This is a genomic window from Rhodococcus sp. AG1013, from assembly GCF_003350365.1.
Classification (GTDB): Bacteria; Actinomycetota; Actinomycetes; order Mycobacteriales; family Mycobacteriaceae; genus Prescottella.
This window is the reverse complement of record NZ_QQAT01000025.1, coordinates 58,907-72,395: the sequence shown is the minus strand read 5'-3', so window position 1 is coordinate 72,395 and position 13,489 is coordinate 58,907. Positions and strand designations below refer to the sequence as shown.

The 13,489-nt window shown below is 67.5% G+C and carries 14 protein-coding genes; 5 read left to right on the top strand and 9 right to left on the bottom strand.

Annotated features, from left to right (window positions below):
• Window positions 1-23 precede the first annotated feature (23 nt).
• From DEU38_RS24285 to DEU38_RS24260, 6 genes are all read right to left on the bottom strand, one after another.
• Window positions 24-431, bottom strand: coding sequence for a VOC family protein (locus DEU38_RS24285; protein ID WP_114723971.1), 408 nt, complete (start codon window positions 429-431; stop codon window positions 24-26).
• 70 nt (window positions 432-501) lie between these two features.
• Window positions 502-1,725, bottom strand: a complete 1,224-nt coding sequence (locus DEU38_RS24280; RefSeq protein ID WP_114723943.1) for a DUF418 domain-containing protein — start codon at window positions 1,723-1,725, stop codon at window positions 502-504.
• Window positions 1,722-2,324 carry a TetR/AcrR family transcriptional regulator gene (locus tag DEU38_RS24275; RefSeq protein WP_114723942.1) on the bottom strand — a complete coding sequence of 201 codons (603 nt, stop codon included), beginning with the start codon at window positions 2,322-2,324 and terminating at the stop codon, window positions 1,722-1,724. Before DEU38_RS24275 ends, DEU38_RS24280 begins: the two co-directional genes overlap by 4 nt.
• Before the next feature lie 141 nt (window positions 2,325-2,465).
• Window positions 2,466-3,419, bottom strand: coding sequence for a tyrosine-protein phosphatase (locus tag DEU38_RS24270; protein WP_114723941.1), 954 nt, complete (start codon window positions 3,417-3,419; stop codon window positions 2,466-2,468).
• Window positions 3,420-3,446: 27 nt separating this feature from the next.
• Entirely contained in the window at window positions 3,447-4,607 is a 1,161-nt protein-coding gene (locus tag DEU38_RS24265; RefSeq protein ID WP_114723940.1) for a hypothetical protein, read from the bottom strand.
• A complete protein-coding gene (locus tag DEU38_RS24260) occupies window positions 4,607-5,794 on the bottom strand; it encodes a phosphotransferase family protein (RefSeq protein WP_114723939.1) in 1,188 nt (395 codons plus the stop codon). Before DEU38_RS24260 ends, DEU38_RS24265 begins: the two co-directional genes overlap by 1 nt.
• 211 nt (window positions 5,795-6,005) lie before the next feature.
• Between DEU38_RS24260 and DEU38_RS24255 the strand changes: the two genes are divergently transcribed.
• On the top strand, window positions 6,006-6,599 hold the full coding sequence (locus tag DEU38_RS24255; protein ID WP_114723938.1) for a TetR/AcrR family transcriptional regulator: 594 nt from the start codon (window positions 6,006-6,008) through the stop codon (window positions 6,597-6,599).
• 13 nt (window positions 6,600-6,612) lie between these two features.
• On the opposite strand, the gene DEU38_RS28715 is transcribed toward DEU38_RS24255, so the two are convergent.
• Complete coding sequence (locus tag DEU38_RS28715) at window positions 6,613-6,759, bottom strand: hypothetical protein (RefSeq protein WP_181818929.1); 147 nt, start codon at window positions 6,757-6,759, stop codon at window positions 6,613-6,615.
• Window positions 6,760-6,836: 77 nt separating this feature from the next.
• On the opposite strand from DEU38_RS28715, the gene DEU38_RS29495 reads away from it, so the two are divergent.
• From DEU38_RS29495 to DEU38_RS24240, 4 genes are all read left to right on the top strand, one after another.
• The gene (locus DEU38_RS29495) at window positions 6,837-7,181 is read left to right on the top strand and encodes a helix-turn-helix domain-containing protein (protein ID WP_258558133.1); all 345 of its coding nucleotides are present in this window, start codon (window positions 6,837-6,839) and stop codon (window positions 7,179-7,181) included.
• A gap of 156 nt (window positions 7,182-7,337) precedes the next feature.
• Window positions 7,338-7,580, top strand: a complete 243-nt coding sequence (locus DEU38_RS29490; RefSeq protein WP_258558132.1) for a hypothetical protein — start codon at window positions 7,338-7,340, stop codon at window positions 7,578-7,580.
• A complete protein-coding gene (locus DEU38_RS24245; RefSeq protein WP_114723937.1) occupies window positions 7,577-7,948 on the top strand; it encodes a nuclear transport factor 2 family protein in 372 nt (123 codons plus the stop codon). Before DEU38_RS29490 ends, DEU38_RS24245 begins: the two co-directional genes overlap by 4 nt.
• A 91-nt stretch (window positions 7,949-8,039) precedes the next feature.
• Window positions 8,040-9,572 (top strand): acyl-CoA synthetase, encoded by a 1,533-nt coding sequence (locus DEU38_RS24240; RefSeq protein ID WP_114723936.1) that lies wholly within the window; start codon window positions 8,040-8,042, stop codon window positions 9,570-9,572.
• Window positions 9,573-9,668: 96 nt separating this feature from the next.
• Here DEU38_RS24240 and DEU38_RS24235 read toward each other — a convergent pair whose 3' ends face one another.
• Both DEU38_RS24235 and DEU38_RS24230 read right to left on the bottom strand, forming a co-directional pair.
• Complete coding sequence (locus DEU38_RS24235; protein ID WP_114723935.1) at window positions 9,669-10,424, bottom strand: M23 family metallopeptidase; 756 nt, start codon at window positions 10,422-10,424, stop codon at window positions 9,669-9,671.
• A gap of 422 nt (window positions 10,425-10,846) precedes the next feature.
• Window positions 10,847-13,453, bottom strand: coding sequence for a LuxR C-terminal-related transcriptional regulator (locus tag DEU38_RS24230; RefSeq protein ID WP_114723934.1), 2,607 nt, complete (start codon window positions 13,451-13,453; stop codon window positions 10,847-10,849).
• Window positions 13,454-13,489: the final 36 nt, after the last annotated feature.

Sequence of the window (13,489 nt, the reverse complement as noted above, 5' to 3'; positions counted from 1 at the left end):
CTCACCTGGACTTTTGATGCAGGTCAGCCCTGCGGTTCCGTGATGTTGACCATCCAGGAGACGCCGAAGCGGTCCGCGCAGGCGCCGAACACGTCGCCCCACATCTGCTTCTCGAGGGGCACCTGGACCGTCCCGGACCCCGACAGCGCGTCCCAGTAGCCGCGCAGTTCGTCGGCGTCGTCGCCGCTGAGGCTCACCGCCATGTCGGTGCCGGCCTTGTACTCCATGCCGGGCGGGGTGTCGGCTCCCATGATCGTGAAGCCACTGCCGGTCTCGAGCATGGCGTGCATGATCTTGTCGTTGTCACCCGGCGCGCCGAACTCGCCGAAGGTGCTCGTGTTCAGCGTGCCGCCGAACACGCTCTTGTAGAACTCCATCGCCTCGCGCGCGTTGCCGGCGAAGCTGATGTAGGGATTGAGTCGAGAGGCCACCGGATGCTCCTGGGGTCGTCGCGGATACTGCCGATCGATGACGCGGGAACTGCTCTTCGTGGCTTCGACGCTACCGCCGATCATTCGGTGACGGGGTCGTTCGAGGAGAGCGCCACGGCGGGACGGCCGCGAGTGTCGCGGCCCGCAGCGCCCACTCCGCCGGGCCGTACGGGTGCGCACGCAGCCACAGTCGGCTGACGATCATCTGGGCGCCGAACACGATCGGCACGACGGCGATCACCGCCGCCGGCGGAAGCCGATCGACCAAGCCGAAGCCGTAGCCGGTGAACAGCACACCCAGTGTGAGCGACTGCAGCAGGTAGTTGGTGAGCGCCATCCTGCCCATCGGGGCCAATGCCGTCTCGACGCGCCCACCGAAAGACGTCCGGAACAGCAGGATCGCGGCCACCACGTACGCGGCGGTGAGTGCCGGCGCTGTCAGCTGCCCGAATCCGAACGCCACCGTCTCGAGCCCACCGCCCGGTGCGTAGGCGGCCGCGAGTGCGTACGCTCCGGCACCGATCAGTCCGAAGGGGAGTCCGAAGCGCAGGACCCGATCGGCGGCGAAGCGGTATCGCTCCGGGCTCGCGAACATCCGTACGCGACCGGCCGCGAAGCCGAAGAAGAACATCGCCATCGCGCTCGGCGCCTGCAGCACAGCGAGTGCGCCGAGGGTGTCCGTGAGATGCCCCGAATGGAACCCGAGCGTCGCGGCCGCGTCGCCCTGGAACGCCGCGAGCTTCCCGGCCGCGTCACCCGCGGCCGAACCGGTGATCTCGCCCGCAGCCAGTTGCGCGAGGCCGAGGAGCATCCAGACCGCGGACGACCCGACGATCAGCGCCGCGCCGAGCCGGAGTGCGGTCGACGGGGATATGTTCCGGCACGCCAGCAGCACGAGCCCCAGCACGGCGTAGGTCGAGAGGATCTCGCCGTAGTAGAGGAACGCGCCGTGGAGGAGCCCGATGGCCAGTAGTCCCGTCTGCCGCCGCAGCATCCGCGGCACGAACCCACGCCCCGCACGCTCGGCGGCGGCCATCTGCAGGGTGAAGCTGTACCCGAACAAGAAGGAGAACAGCAGGTAGAACTTGGTCTCGAACAGCAGCGACACCACGAACCGCACGGCGTGATCGAGCCCGCTGTCGAAGCCGGGGTTCGTCTCCGTCGATGCGTAGTACGGGTCGGCGAAGGCCCAGACGTTCACGGCCAGGATGCCGAGCAGGGCGAACCCGCGCAGCGCGTCGACGTTCTGCAGACGTCGGGCACGCTCCGGGGCCCGCGACGTCGTGCCGGTCACGAGGCCGCCCCTCGGAGGAGTTGTGTGACGATGCGCCGAAGCACCGCGGACTGTGTCTCCGGCTGGAAGTCGGGATCGGCCGCGACGCGGGCGAACATGCCGTCGACGAGCGCTGCGATCCAGGTCGACGCATCCTCGGCTGTGAGGTCGGTGTCGAGTTGTCCCGCGTCGTCGGCACGTTCCAACAGATCCTCGAGCGCCTTCCGGAAACTCAGGTCGTTGGCCTTGAACAGCACCGCCACATCGTCGTCTCGGTGGGCGAGCGCCGAGATTTCCAGCGCCAAACCGGAGTACGTGGAATCCGCGGCGAGACGGCAGACGTCATCGAGCAAGAGCAGCAGCGCACCGAACGGATCGTCCGAAGCGCCGAGTTCCGCAACCGCCGACGCGGTCTCGGTGCCGTCGCGCTCGATCAGCGCCAGCAACACCGCCTGCTTGGTCGGAAAGTAGTGGAAGAGGTTTCCGGAGCTCATGCCCGCGAGCGCGCAGATGTCGGCGGTGCGGGTGGCGTGATAGCCGCGCTCGGCGAAGCACCGGGCCGCGGCGTCGAGCAGTTCGGTCCGTTTGGCCCGCCGTGCGGCCTCGTCGACGGTTCGCATGCTTGCTCCCGGGTCGAAATTAATAAATTGAGTAGTCACTTAATTAATAACGGAGGCGTGAGTCGGTGGCAAGTGGGAAACGAAAGAACCCGGACGGTCCTGGTCGGGGACAGGACCGTCCGGGTGTATTGCGGGCAGTCGTCAGAAGACGAGCTTGCGCGCAAGCTTTGCGATGGTCATCTGCTCGAGACCGAGCCCATCGGCGAGATAGGAGACCGGGCCGCCGTAGTCGGCGCGCATCTGCTCGAATCCGGCTTCGAGGTAGCTCCGATCGACGGCCAGGACGGGTTCGAGGTTGAGCGCGGCCTGGTCGCCGAGGGCGCCCCGGATCTGGGCGAGTGTCGCCGTGTTCGACTCGGCCAGGTACTCGTTGCTGAGCAGGTAGTCGTCGAAGATGGCCTGCTCGGGAACCCCCGAGATGCTCAGGAGGAGCGCGGCGATCCAGCCGGTGCGGTCCTTGCCGGCACTGCAGTGGAAGAGCACCGGGCCGTCACTCTCGGCGATCTGCGTCAGCAACTGCTTGAAGCCCTCGCGCCGCGCAGGATCGGTGACGAAGCTGCGGTTGGCGTCCTCCATGAACTGCCGGCCCTGCTCGGGCGACTGGATCGTCTGCGCGAGCGTGATCAGGTCCCCGAACTCGACGGGGATGTGCGTGTAATCGGCACCCGCCGGAATCTTGTCGGGGCCGCCGACCATCGGATTGGAGATCTCGGACTGACCGCGGAGGTCGTAGATGTGCGTGACGTTCAGCGACGACAGGGTCGCGAGATCTTCTTCGCTGGCGGACGAGAGTGCGTTGGCGCGGTAGAGCACGCCACGCTTGAGGTGGCGACCGGCGAGGGCCTCGTAGCCGCCACCCTCGTTTCCGGCGACATCCCGGAAGTTGGGAACCGATGCCAGGCGCGGCGTCGGAGCCAGGTGGACGTCGGACGACGCCGTCCCGAGCGATCCGAGGGCGCCCTCGGGAATCGGCAGCTGGCCCAGATCCAGTGCCGAGGCGATCGTGTTGCCGGAGAGGAACAGTCCTCCGGCGAGGAGCAGTGCCGTGGCGGACCGGGCGGTCCGCGTGCGTAACCGGCTGGAACCAACCTTCATCTCGTGTTCCTTTCGTGGTGGGGTGTATCAGGGGGCGACGTCGCCGGCGCCGGTGAAGCCGTAGCGGTCACAGGGTCCGATGACCGCCACCTCGAAAAGTCCGGAGCCCACAATGGTCTCGCCGTTCTCGCTCAGTGTGAACCGGGACAGGTTGTCGACCGGGCAGAACATCTTCTTCCACGGCTCGATGTCGGCAACCTTCTCGCGCAGGCCCTGGACGACGAGTTCGCCCTGCCACATGCCATGGCGCCAGTCCTGTTCGAGTCCGTAGCCGGTGCCCACGCCGAGGTAGTGGGGGAGTACCGGTTCGCAAGCGACGGTGAGGATCTCGTCGGGCTTTCCGTATCCACCGGGGCGGTGGAACTCGAGGGTGCCCGCGGCGATCTCGCGACCTCCCGAGATGAAGGTCAGGTCGTGCTCGGGACGACCGAGCCACTCGGGTTCGCGGGTGCGATCCCTCCACACGCGGGTGGCGTCCTGGATGATGCGGCGGCCCTGCCGGTCCTCCTGCATGATCGCGACGATCGAGAAGTCGTCGAACTGCATGATCGCGTAGATCCAGAAGAAGTTCTGATCGCCCGCGAGGGACGGGTCCGCGCGACGTCCCGGCGGCTCGGCCTCACCGACCGGACGGACACCCCACGACCGGTCGCGGTTGCCTCGCCACGTGTCGGGGGTGACCGGAATCGTCTCGCCGTCGACGGTGAGAGTGCCACTCCACGTACCGGTCTGGACGAACCGCTGCGTGTCGAACGTGACCCGTTCGAGCTGGCGGTGGAAGTGTCGCGCCTCCAACGCGGCCGGCACGTCGGACTCGAAGACGAGGTCGAACGACAGGTCCGGCGCCTCCGCAGTGGGTTCGAGGACGACGCGCAGCCGGTGCAGACCCTCGAGCACCTCGATGCGCAGCGGTCCCACCGTGACATCCATACGATCGGAGCCGAGCGCCTTCGACGTGCGGGTGACGATGTGGTCGTTGCCGCGGCGGAGTACCGCGAACCCGTCCGTGACACCGAGATTGGGGTACTGGCCCAGCCCGATGATGAGGAACAGCGGTTCGCCGTCGTAGTCGAGCCCGGGGTGGCAGTTGAAGTAGTAGCGGTCGTAGAAGTTGCGGTCGGAGGTGCCGACGTGACGGATCGGCTCGGCGATCTGGTGCACCGGGAAATCGTCCATGGGGGAGAGCATCAGGCGACCCCCTGCCCGTTCACGCGGTCCCAGTAGGTGCCGTCCAGCATCTCCTCGACGGTCTTGCGGTGCAGGATCATGTCGTTCGGGTCCTCCGGTGCCGGGGCTTGTCCGAATGCGACCGCGCGGCTCTGCACCCGGAACATGATGATCGCGTGCCGCAGTGCGGCGTACAGCGTGTAGAAATCGAGGTCTGCGGCCTCGTGGCCGCTGATCTCCCGATACTTCGCGACGACGTCCTCGCGGCGCAGGAAGCCGGGCAGGCCGGGAAGTCCTGCGACGCCCGCGAGGTCCTCGAAGAACCGGTGCTGGAAGATCATCCAACCGAGATCGATCTCCCGAGGCCCGAGGGCAGCCATCTCCCAGTCGAGCACGGCCGCCGGCTCGAAGTCGCGGTAGATGACGTTGCCGACGCGCGAGTCACCCCAGCACAGCACGGCCGGTCCCGTGACCGAGGGCCAGTGGGCATCGAGCCAGTCCAGGGCGCGCTCGATGAGTGGCACCCGCGGGCCGGATTCGACGACCCACTCGTAGTAGCGCCGCTGCCCGTCGACGTGGGCGCGCAGCGCGGCGTCGGCGGTGACGGCGCCGGAACCGAGATCGTCGCGCAGGCTCGGAAAGAGCTGGGCGGGTTCGGGAATGGCGTGGAGGTCGGCGAGCACGCGCACCGATGCATCCTGAAGGCGGCGACGGTCCTCGTCTGATCCCTCGGACACCCACGACCCGAAGTTGTACGGCATCACGTCCGGCGGCACCAGGCCGTCGACGCGCTCCATCACGAAGAACTCGCCGCCGAGTGGCTCGGGGGAGGGTTCGGACCAGTACACGCGCGGCACGGGGACCGGTGAGTGTTCGCCGACGGTCTTGATCACGTCGAACTGCTGGGCGATGTTGTACGACGGGAAGATCGGGACCCCGGTCGGGGCGGGGGCGATGCGCGCCACCAGGTAGTGGTGACGCTGTTGCCCGTCCTCGTTCCACAGGGCATCGAAGAGAACCGTCTCGTTCGACATTCCGTTCGCGGCCGGCACCTGTACGTCGGTGACCTGTGGATCGGCGTCTGCGGGCAGCTTGGTGCGCAGCCACTTCTGCAGGCGAGAGCCCAGTTCGGCAGGATCGGTGCGGGACTGACCGGGCCTGGCGACCTCGGAGAAATCCTGGTCCTGTGTCGTGTTCTCGGAACTCATGACGTCCCTTCGACGTCGGGAGGCGCGCGACGCCTCGCATGCGTGAATTCGTGCGGTCCAACTGGTGCAGCGGGTACGGCAGGAAGAGCGGGTAGGTCGACGGCCCCGGTGTGTCGGCGGGGCGGGAAAAGCTCTAGCCGATACATTCCGTATCGACTACGACGTGACACAATGTAACGCCCGTCACATCTCTACGCAAGGGGTTTCTCCGATGTCCAAGAAGCGGCAAGCGCAGCACCGTCTTGGGCCGCAACGAAACCCCGAGATCGACGACGCCGTCCTGCAGGCCACGCGTGAGCTGTTGGTCGAGAACGGATATGCGGGGACCTCGATCGACGCGATCGCGACGCGCGCCGGTGTGGGGCGGCCGGCCATCTACCGACGCTGGCCGTCCAAGGCGCACATCGTCCACGATGCGGTGTACCCGGTGGCGGAGTCCGAGAACGTGTCGGACCTCCCGATCGGGGAGGAGGTCGAGCGGCTCACCTACGGCGCGGTGGCACTGTTCGGCGGCCCGGCCGCGCGTGAGGCGGTGCCCGCGCTCATGAGTGAGGTCCGCACCGACGAGACGCTCCGCCAGGCGCTGCTCACCGATCAGCTCGAGGTGATCCGCGAGGAGTTGGGGCGGCGCCTACGCGCGGGCGCGGCGGCCGGCGAACTGCGGGACGGCGTCGACCCGGACACGCTGCTGGACGTCATCGCCGGCACGGCGATCTTCGCGCAGTCGGTCCGCGACGTCCAGGATCAGGACGGGCTGTCGGCGGCGCTGGTCGACATCGTGCTGCACGGCATCCTGCCACGGTGAGGCCGGGCCGAGGTCACCCGGCCAACTCGTCCGGGCCGATCTCGTCGGACTGCCATTGCCGCGAACCCAACGGCGAGTCGAGTCGCAGCCGGGCCCAGGCTGCCCACGCCGCGGCGAGGGCGATTCCGATGGCGAGCGTGACACCCGTCCGAACGTTCATGCGGGCAGCTTAGGGCGACACGAATATTCGTGTCGCCCTGAGCGAGTATCGGTTACTGTGCCGAGGCAGGAGGACGCATGGACCGTGGCAGGAGCGCCGGCGGATCACCGCCGACCGACCGGGTGATGTCGGTGATCGAACTGATGGCCGGACGCGGCGCTCCGTGCACCATCGCCGAGGTGGCGGACACGCTGTCCCTGAGTCGATCCACCGTGGGTGCGATCCTGGGGGCGCTCGACGTCCGCGGTTGGGTGCGCCGCGAGCCGAACCTGAGCTACCGTCTCGGTCCCCGACTGGCGGGGGTCGGCGAGGCCGCGCGCACGGCGCTGGGGGCGCCCGACGGCGTCGACGACGCCCTCGCGCGACTGTCCGAGGCGGTCGACTGCGGTGCGGCGCTCGGTGTCGTGTCGGCCACGGAATGATCTTCGTGGGTGTCAACGCCGGCCGTGGACGACTGCCCGCAGGCATCACCATCGGCACCGGGCTACCGCTGCGGGCCCCCGCGGGTGCGGGCGTGATCGCCTTCGCCGATCCTGCGCGACAACGAATGTGGCTCGACACTGGCCCTGCGGGAGCGGGTGCTGGTACTGCTCGGCGGTATCAGCGGCCGGCCTTACAGCGCAGCCGATCTCGACAGCGACGACGCGCTCCCGGTCAGCTATCTCGTGGCGCCGGTCTTCGCGACGGACGGCCGTGCCGCGTGGGAGCTGCAGATCGGGCCGTTGCGCTCCGCGGCGTCGCGTGGCGAGCGAGCGCACTACATCGAACAACTCACCCGAACCGCTCGGGAACTGGATGGAAGAACAGGAGTGAACACATGAGCGCTGCCGAGGATCTGGTCACGGAGTTCTGCGGGTTGTGGGCCGACCCGGACCCTGCCGTGCTGGCGAGCTACTTCACGGAAGATGCTGTCTACCACAATATTCCGATGGATCCAGTGAAGGGCAGGGACGAGATCCGCGAGTTCATCTCGGGTTTCGTGGCGGCCTTCGACGGGATCGACTTCCGGATCCACAAGCAGGTCGCGTCCGGTGGCACCGTGATGAACGAGCGGACCGACGTGCTGCGCGGCATGGGGAAGGAGACCCCGTTGCCGGTGATGGGCGTCTTCGAGGTGGTGGACGGCAAGATCGCCGTGTGGCGTGACTACTTCGACATGGGAGCGATCACCGCCGCGTTCGGCGGCTGACCGGGCGCCGCGCAGGCTCGCGAAACTACACAACGGATGCGCCGAAAGAAACCCCTTACGCAATAGTTGGACGTCCTATAACCTGCGTCACATGAGTGAGGATCCGCGCACCGACACCGTCGACGGCGTGCTGCGCCGGGCTGCCGCACGGCAGCCCGGCCGCACTGCTCTGACCTTCGACGACCGCACCTGGACGTACCGAGAGCTGGATGACGCCGTCACACGCGGCGCCGCGCGGCTACGGGCGCTCGGTCTCGCGCCGGGCGACCGGGTGGCCGCGTACGGCGTCAACTCCGACGCCTACGTCATCGGTTTCCTGGCCTGTGCCCGCGCCGGCCTGGTGCATGTCCCCGTCAACTACGCGCTCACGGGCGACGAACTGCACTACCTGCTGGCGCAGTCGGGAGCGCGGGCCGTGCTCGTCGATCCGAAGTTGGCGTCGACGCTGGACACGGTGCGGGACACGCTCGTCGTCGAGCACGTGATCCCGCTGCGCGACGACGCCGGTTCGCTGCTCGCGTCCAGCTCCGCCGGCGACGTCCCGGAGTACCGGCCCGGGGCCGTGGTGGACGATCTGGTGCAGTTGCTCTACACCTCGGGAACCACATCGAAGCCCAAGGGCGCCATGATGACCCACGGTGCGCTGGTCCACGAGTACGTGTCGTCGGTGATCGCGCTCGGACTGGCCGCCGACGACAATCCGTTGATCTGTATGCCGCTGTACCACTCCGCGGGCATGCATGTGTTCATGCTGCCGTACCTGTCGGTGGGCGCGACGGTCAATCTCATGCAGTCCCCGGACATTCCGGAGATCCTGCGCCGCATCGAAGCCGACCGGATCGGGTCACTGTTCCTCGCGCCCACCGTATGGGTCCCGCTCGCGAGTCACCCCGACCTCGAGAGCCGCGACCTGTCGTCGCTCACCAAGGCGCAGTACGGGGCGTCGATCATGCCGGTCACGGTGCTCAACCGCCTGCGCGGGCGGTATCCGGCCCTCGGCTTCTACAACTGCTTCGGGCAGTCGGAGATCGGACCGCTCGCGATGGTCCTCGGGCCGGAGGAGCACGAGGGGCGGCCGTCGTCGTGCGGGCGGGCGGTGTTCTTCGTCGAGGCCCGCGTGGTGGACGCCGACGGCAACGACGTCGCGGACGGTGAGCCGGGTGAGATTCTCTATCGCTCTCCGCAACTGTGCCAAGGATATTGGGACAACCCCGAGGCGACGGCGGAGGCCTTCCGTGACGGGTGGTTCCATTCCGGGGACCTGGTGACGCGGGACGCCGAGGGGTTCGTGACCGTCGTGGACCGGATCAAGGACGTGATCAACACCGGCGGGATCCTCGTCGCGTCCCGCGAGGTGGAGGATGCGCTCTACACACATCCCGCCGTCGCGGAGGTGGCCGTGGTCGGCACCCCGGACGACAAGTGGATGGAGGCGATCACCGCGGTCGTGGTGCTGCGGGGTGACGCCGATGCCGTCGATGCCGAGTCTCTCATCGAGCACGTGCGGGGCAAGATCGCGCCCTTCAAGGTGCCCAAGCGGATCCGCTTCGCCGACGAGCTTCCCCGGAACCAGAGCGGAAAGCTCCTCAAGCGGGAACTCCGGACCATGCTGGACGCGGTCTAGCATCGGCCGGAACTGACGACGTGAATGGCCCGGCCCCAACGGTTTTCCGTTGGGGCCGGGCCAGTCACGCTGTCTGTGGTGCAAGCGGCGGGGGGACTACCAGTTCACGACGACGCCGCTGTCGTGCAGCCAGATCAGCGGATCGACCTGGATACCGGCCGGATCCCAGACCTCGAGGTGCAGGTGTGGTCCGGTGGACTGGCCGCGGTTGCCGACCGTGGCGATCTGCTGACCGGTGGCCACGCGGTCGCCGACACCGGCGGTGAAGGTGTCGACGTGCCCGTAGACGGTGATGTGGCCGTCGTCGTGCAGCACGCGCACCCACTGGCCGAAGCCGGACGCGGGGCCGGCGTTGATGACGACACCGCCGGCGGCCGAGAAGATCGGCGTGCCGAGGTTGGCGCCGATGTCGATGCCGTTGTGGTGGGTGCCCCAGCGCGGTCCGTAGCTGGAGGTCAGGAAGCCGGCCACAGGCTGGACGACGGGTGGCGGTACCGGAACGATGATGGGTACGGGCATCGGCGCCGGAATCGGTGCGGCCTGCGGTTCGGGCGCCGGCGCGGGCGCCAGCAGCTTGGGGGCGGGCGTCCACTTCTCGGCCGACGGCGGCGTCCACTGTGTCGTGGCGGCCTCGGGCGTGGCAGGAAACGCCGGGATGTCGATGCCGGGCAGGAACGGGCCCGCCGGAAGCTGGAGTTGGACGTTGCCGATGGTGGGCAGACGCAGCGGCGCCGCCGACGCGGTGGTGGCGCCGATCTGAATGCTTCCCGCGAGCAGCGCACCGGTGGCGACTGCGACCGCTGCGGCCTTGACGGAGCGGCGGCGCAGGGACGTCAGGGTGTGGGAACTCATCGTCCTGTGAGGATTGGCCACAGTGGATACCTCATCTGTGTCTCTGGTCGGCCCGGTAGGGAACCGCGACCTCGGATCTTTCGTCACGGAAATGTAACAAAGCGGTATCAACTCGTCCACCGTGATCGAATCTTTACCTTGATGAGTTATGTACCGACCGGTTTCGAGGAAACCCCCTGGTCAAAGCCTCATGGGTCCCAAAGCGGACACGCGGGCGGCCCGGGCTTCGCCGCTATCGGACCGATGGGTTTGGTCGACTTCCGCGGCGTATGTCGAGGTGAGGCCGTCTCTCCGGTCTCGGGGGCGCATAAATTACGTCACTGTGACACAGTGGGTCGGGATCGACTGCAGACCGGTTCCGCCCCGGCTCGAGGAATCCGGTCGAACCGTGCCGTTCGACGTAGCGAGAAGTGACGGCAATCTCACGGCCTGGGCGACCGGAAGTGTGCCCGTGCCGGTGGATCCGCGGGGCTCGCGACGATGCCGAGCCTTCGGCCGGTGTCCACCGCGTCCCGGCGGGTGTGAACGCCGAGTTTGCCGTACAGGCTCTTGCGAAAGCTCTTGACGGTGGCGGGCGAGATGACGAGTTTCGACGCGATCTCGCGCGAGGTGAGCCCTTCCGCGAGGCCTGCAAGGATCTCGTTCTCGCGTTCCGTCAATGTGGGGAACGAGAGAGCCTCCGGGTAGTACCCAGCACTACGTGATGCCAAGGCCTCGGTGACGTGGTGGGACGAGCTGCCGGTGAGGTCGTGCAATGCGGTGACGACATGTCTGGGCACGGTGAGGAACGTGCTTCGGATTCCGGTGCGCTCCGATATCCCGCACGCCTGGGTCCAGGGTTGGACGGCTGCTTTCTCGTTGCCGGTCGAGTACAGCGCGGCGGCCTCGACGACGAGTGCTTCGAGATGAGGACGAGTGTAGGGGCCGCTGAACCAGTTGAAGCGTCGGCACGTGACGATCGCGGCATCGTGGTCACCGGTGACGAAGCGCGCTCGTGCCGACGCTGCCACCGACCACGGCGTGTTCTTCGGAGTCGATTCGGCTAGTTGGATTGCGCGCCAGGCATTCCCGTCTGCAAGGTGGACCTCGATCTCGATGGCGTCGAGAAGGGCGGTGACGAAGCTGCCGCGCGCCCGTGAGCGCAGTTCGGAGCACTGATCGAGGGCGCGCAGGCCGATGTGGGGATCTGCGGAGGCGATGGCGTACCGACAGCGTGCATACACGACAAATGGCCACAGCTCGGTCACGGGGGGAAGGCGCTGTAGCCTGCCCAGCGCGGCTCGTGCGGAGTCGATGTCGAGGGTGTCCAGTGCAACGAGTGCCCGCGCGGCGTGCCCGCCGACCTCGACGAGCCGTTCGGTCATCGAATCCGTCGTCGAGCCGTCTCGCTGGTGTGCCAGCCATTCTCGTGCACGCTGCGGCTCGCCGACGAGCGCCCAGCTGAGTGCGATGTTGTATGCCGAGTTCCGGGCGGTGAAGTCGATCCCCCTGGAGCGTCCGAGTTGGTGCGCGCGCACGAGTTCCCCGATGGATGCACCGAAGTTGCCGTCGAGTTGATAGGTCAGTCCGCGTTGGAGCCGGGTGAAGGCCAGCCCATAGGTGATCTGCTCGTCGGGTTGATCTGCCAGCGCGCGGTCGAGAATCTCCCCGACTTGCCGGGTGACCGCTGCGGCGCGGGTGTATTCGCCGGCCAGGCGGAGCATGATCGCCCGGTGTGAACCGGTGCGGATCGTGCTCGTCTCATCCAGCTTGTCCTGGTGTTCCAGTTCAGGTACGTGTCCGGTCACGGCGCCGTCCAGACCCGCCAACAGTTCTCGGCCTTCGCGCAGCCGCGGATAGGCGGTGATTACGCTCTCGGGAAGTTTGAAGATCGCCTCGCGTACCGCCGTCAGATCGGATCCCAGGAGCTCGTACCACCGGGTCGTGAGCAGGCGCACGACGGCAGGCCAGGCCTCTGCTTCAGCGGCGCACCGGAGTGCCGCCGCCTTGTCGTTCCGATCGAGGTGATACTGCGAGAGTCGGGTGAGGTCGACCCCCGGATCGATGCCCGCCTCTCGCTGTGCCTCGAGGAGAGCGGCGCGCACGGCCGACGGAAGGCGCCAGAAATCTCCCTTCGCCGTTGTCCCGAGATGTTCCACGACACCGGAACTTTCGAGTGCCTCCAGGTGTGAAATCGAGTTCGGACCACCGCCGAGGAAGGCGGCGACCTCGGAGGAGAGGGTATGCGCGGTGGAGGTTGTCAGGAGGAATTCGCGGCGCGGTGCGACCCGGGGATCGGCAAGGATCGTCGTTCGGATCTGGGCGGTCACTGCTGCGGCGAGGTAGCGTTCGAGGATTTCGAGTCGGTGGGGGAGTGAAGGTAGCTCCGCGGTCACGCGCAGGGCGCTCGGCATCAGCGAGGGTAGGCCACCGGTCAGTCGCCGGACGAGGTCGATCTCCTCCTCATGTAGGTCAAGTCCGTTCTCGGAGAACAAGTGTCGTATGTCGTCCCTGGTGAAGGACAGACTGTCACCGTCGAGGAGGTCGTGGGCAGGATCCATCAGGTGCGAGTCCGCGAAGATCGGCCTACCGGTCATCGTCACGACGACGTCGACGTGGTGGCATGCTTCGACCAAGTCGAGGATCTGCTGCTCGAGATCTGGAGCATCGACCAGATCGACCCGTTCGAGAGCGAGCCGGACAGGTGTGGAGGTGTCCTCGAGGGCGTGCCGGACGGTATCCGCCCATGGCTCGGTACCCGGGCGCACGTGTTCGGGGCCGACCGCGCCCGCCGACAGCAGTCGGGCCGCGATCAGTTCCCAGTAGCCGTCCGTGTCGGTCGGCCTGTTCGGCGGTGGAATCCGGACGCCGAGATATCCCGTGCTCGGTCCCGACTCCAGCCAGCCCGTGACCAGCGCCGACTTGCCGAAACCGTGCGGCGCCCGGAGGACGACGAGGGGGCAGTTCCTGCCGAGGCGGGACAGGAGTCGCGCGGGGGAAGGAACACTCCCGGCCGCGTGGCCGGACGCCCGGACGATTTCCGTGACCATCGATATCCTTCGATCCGTGCGAGCGTGGCACCGACG

Excerpts from the sequence above, each read along its gene's own strand:
- DEU38_RS24275 (WP_114723942.1), bottom strand. The coding sequence starts at position 2,324 with ATGCGAACCGTCGACGAGGCCGCACGGCGGGCCAAACGGACCGAACTG.
- DEU38_RS24270 (WP_114723941.1), bottom strand. The coding sequence starts at position 3,419 with ATGAAGGTTGGTTCCAGCCGGTTACGCACGCGGACCGCCCGGTCCGCC.
- DEU38_RS24265 (WP_114723940.1), bottom strand. The coding sequence starts at position 4,607 with ATGCTCTCCCCCATGGACGATTTCCCGGTGCACCAGATCGCCGAGCCG.
- DEU38_RS24260 (WP_114723939.1), bottom strand. The coding sequence starts at position 5,794 with ATGAGTTCCGAGAACACGACACAGGACCAGGATTTCTCCGAGGTCGCC.
- DEU38_RS24255 (WP_114723938.1), top strand. The coding sequence starts at position 6,006 with ATGTCCAAGAAGCGGCAAGCGCAGCACCGTCTTGGGCCGCAACGAAAC.
- DEU38_RS28715 (WP_181818929.1), bottom strand. The coding sequence starts at position 6,759 with ATGAACGTTCGGACGGGTGTCACGCTCGCCATCGGAATCGCCCTCGCC.
- DEU38_RS29495 (WP_258558133.1), top strand. The coding sequence starts at position 6,837 with ATGGACCGTGGCAGGAGCGCCGGCGGATCACCGCCGACCGACCGGGTG.
- DEU38_RS24245 (WP_114723937.1), top strand. The coding sequence starts at position 7,577 with ATGAGCGCTGCCGAGGATCTGGTCACGGAGTTCTGCGGGTTGTGGGCC.
- DEU38_RS24240 (WP_114723936.1), top strand. The coding sequence starts at position 8,040 with ATGAGTGAGGATCCGCGCACCGACACCGTCGACGGCGTGCTGCGCCGG.
- DEU38_RS24235 (WP_114723935.1), bottom strand. The coding sequence starts at position 10,424 with ATGAGTTCCCACACCCTGACGTCCCTGCGCCGCCGCTCCGTCAAGGCC.
- DEU38_RS24230 (WP_114723934.1), bottom strand. The coding sequence starts at position 13,453 with ATGGTCACGGAAATCGTCCGGGCGTCCGGCCACGCGGCCGGGAGTGTT.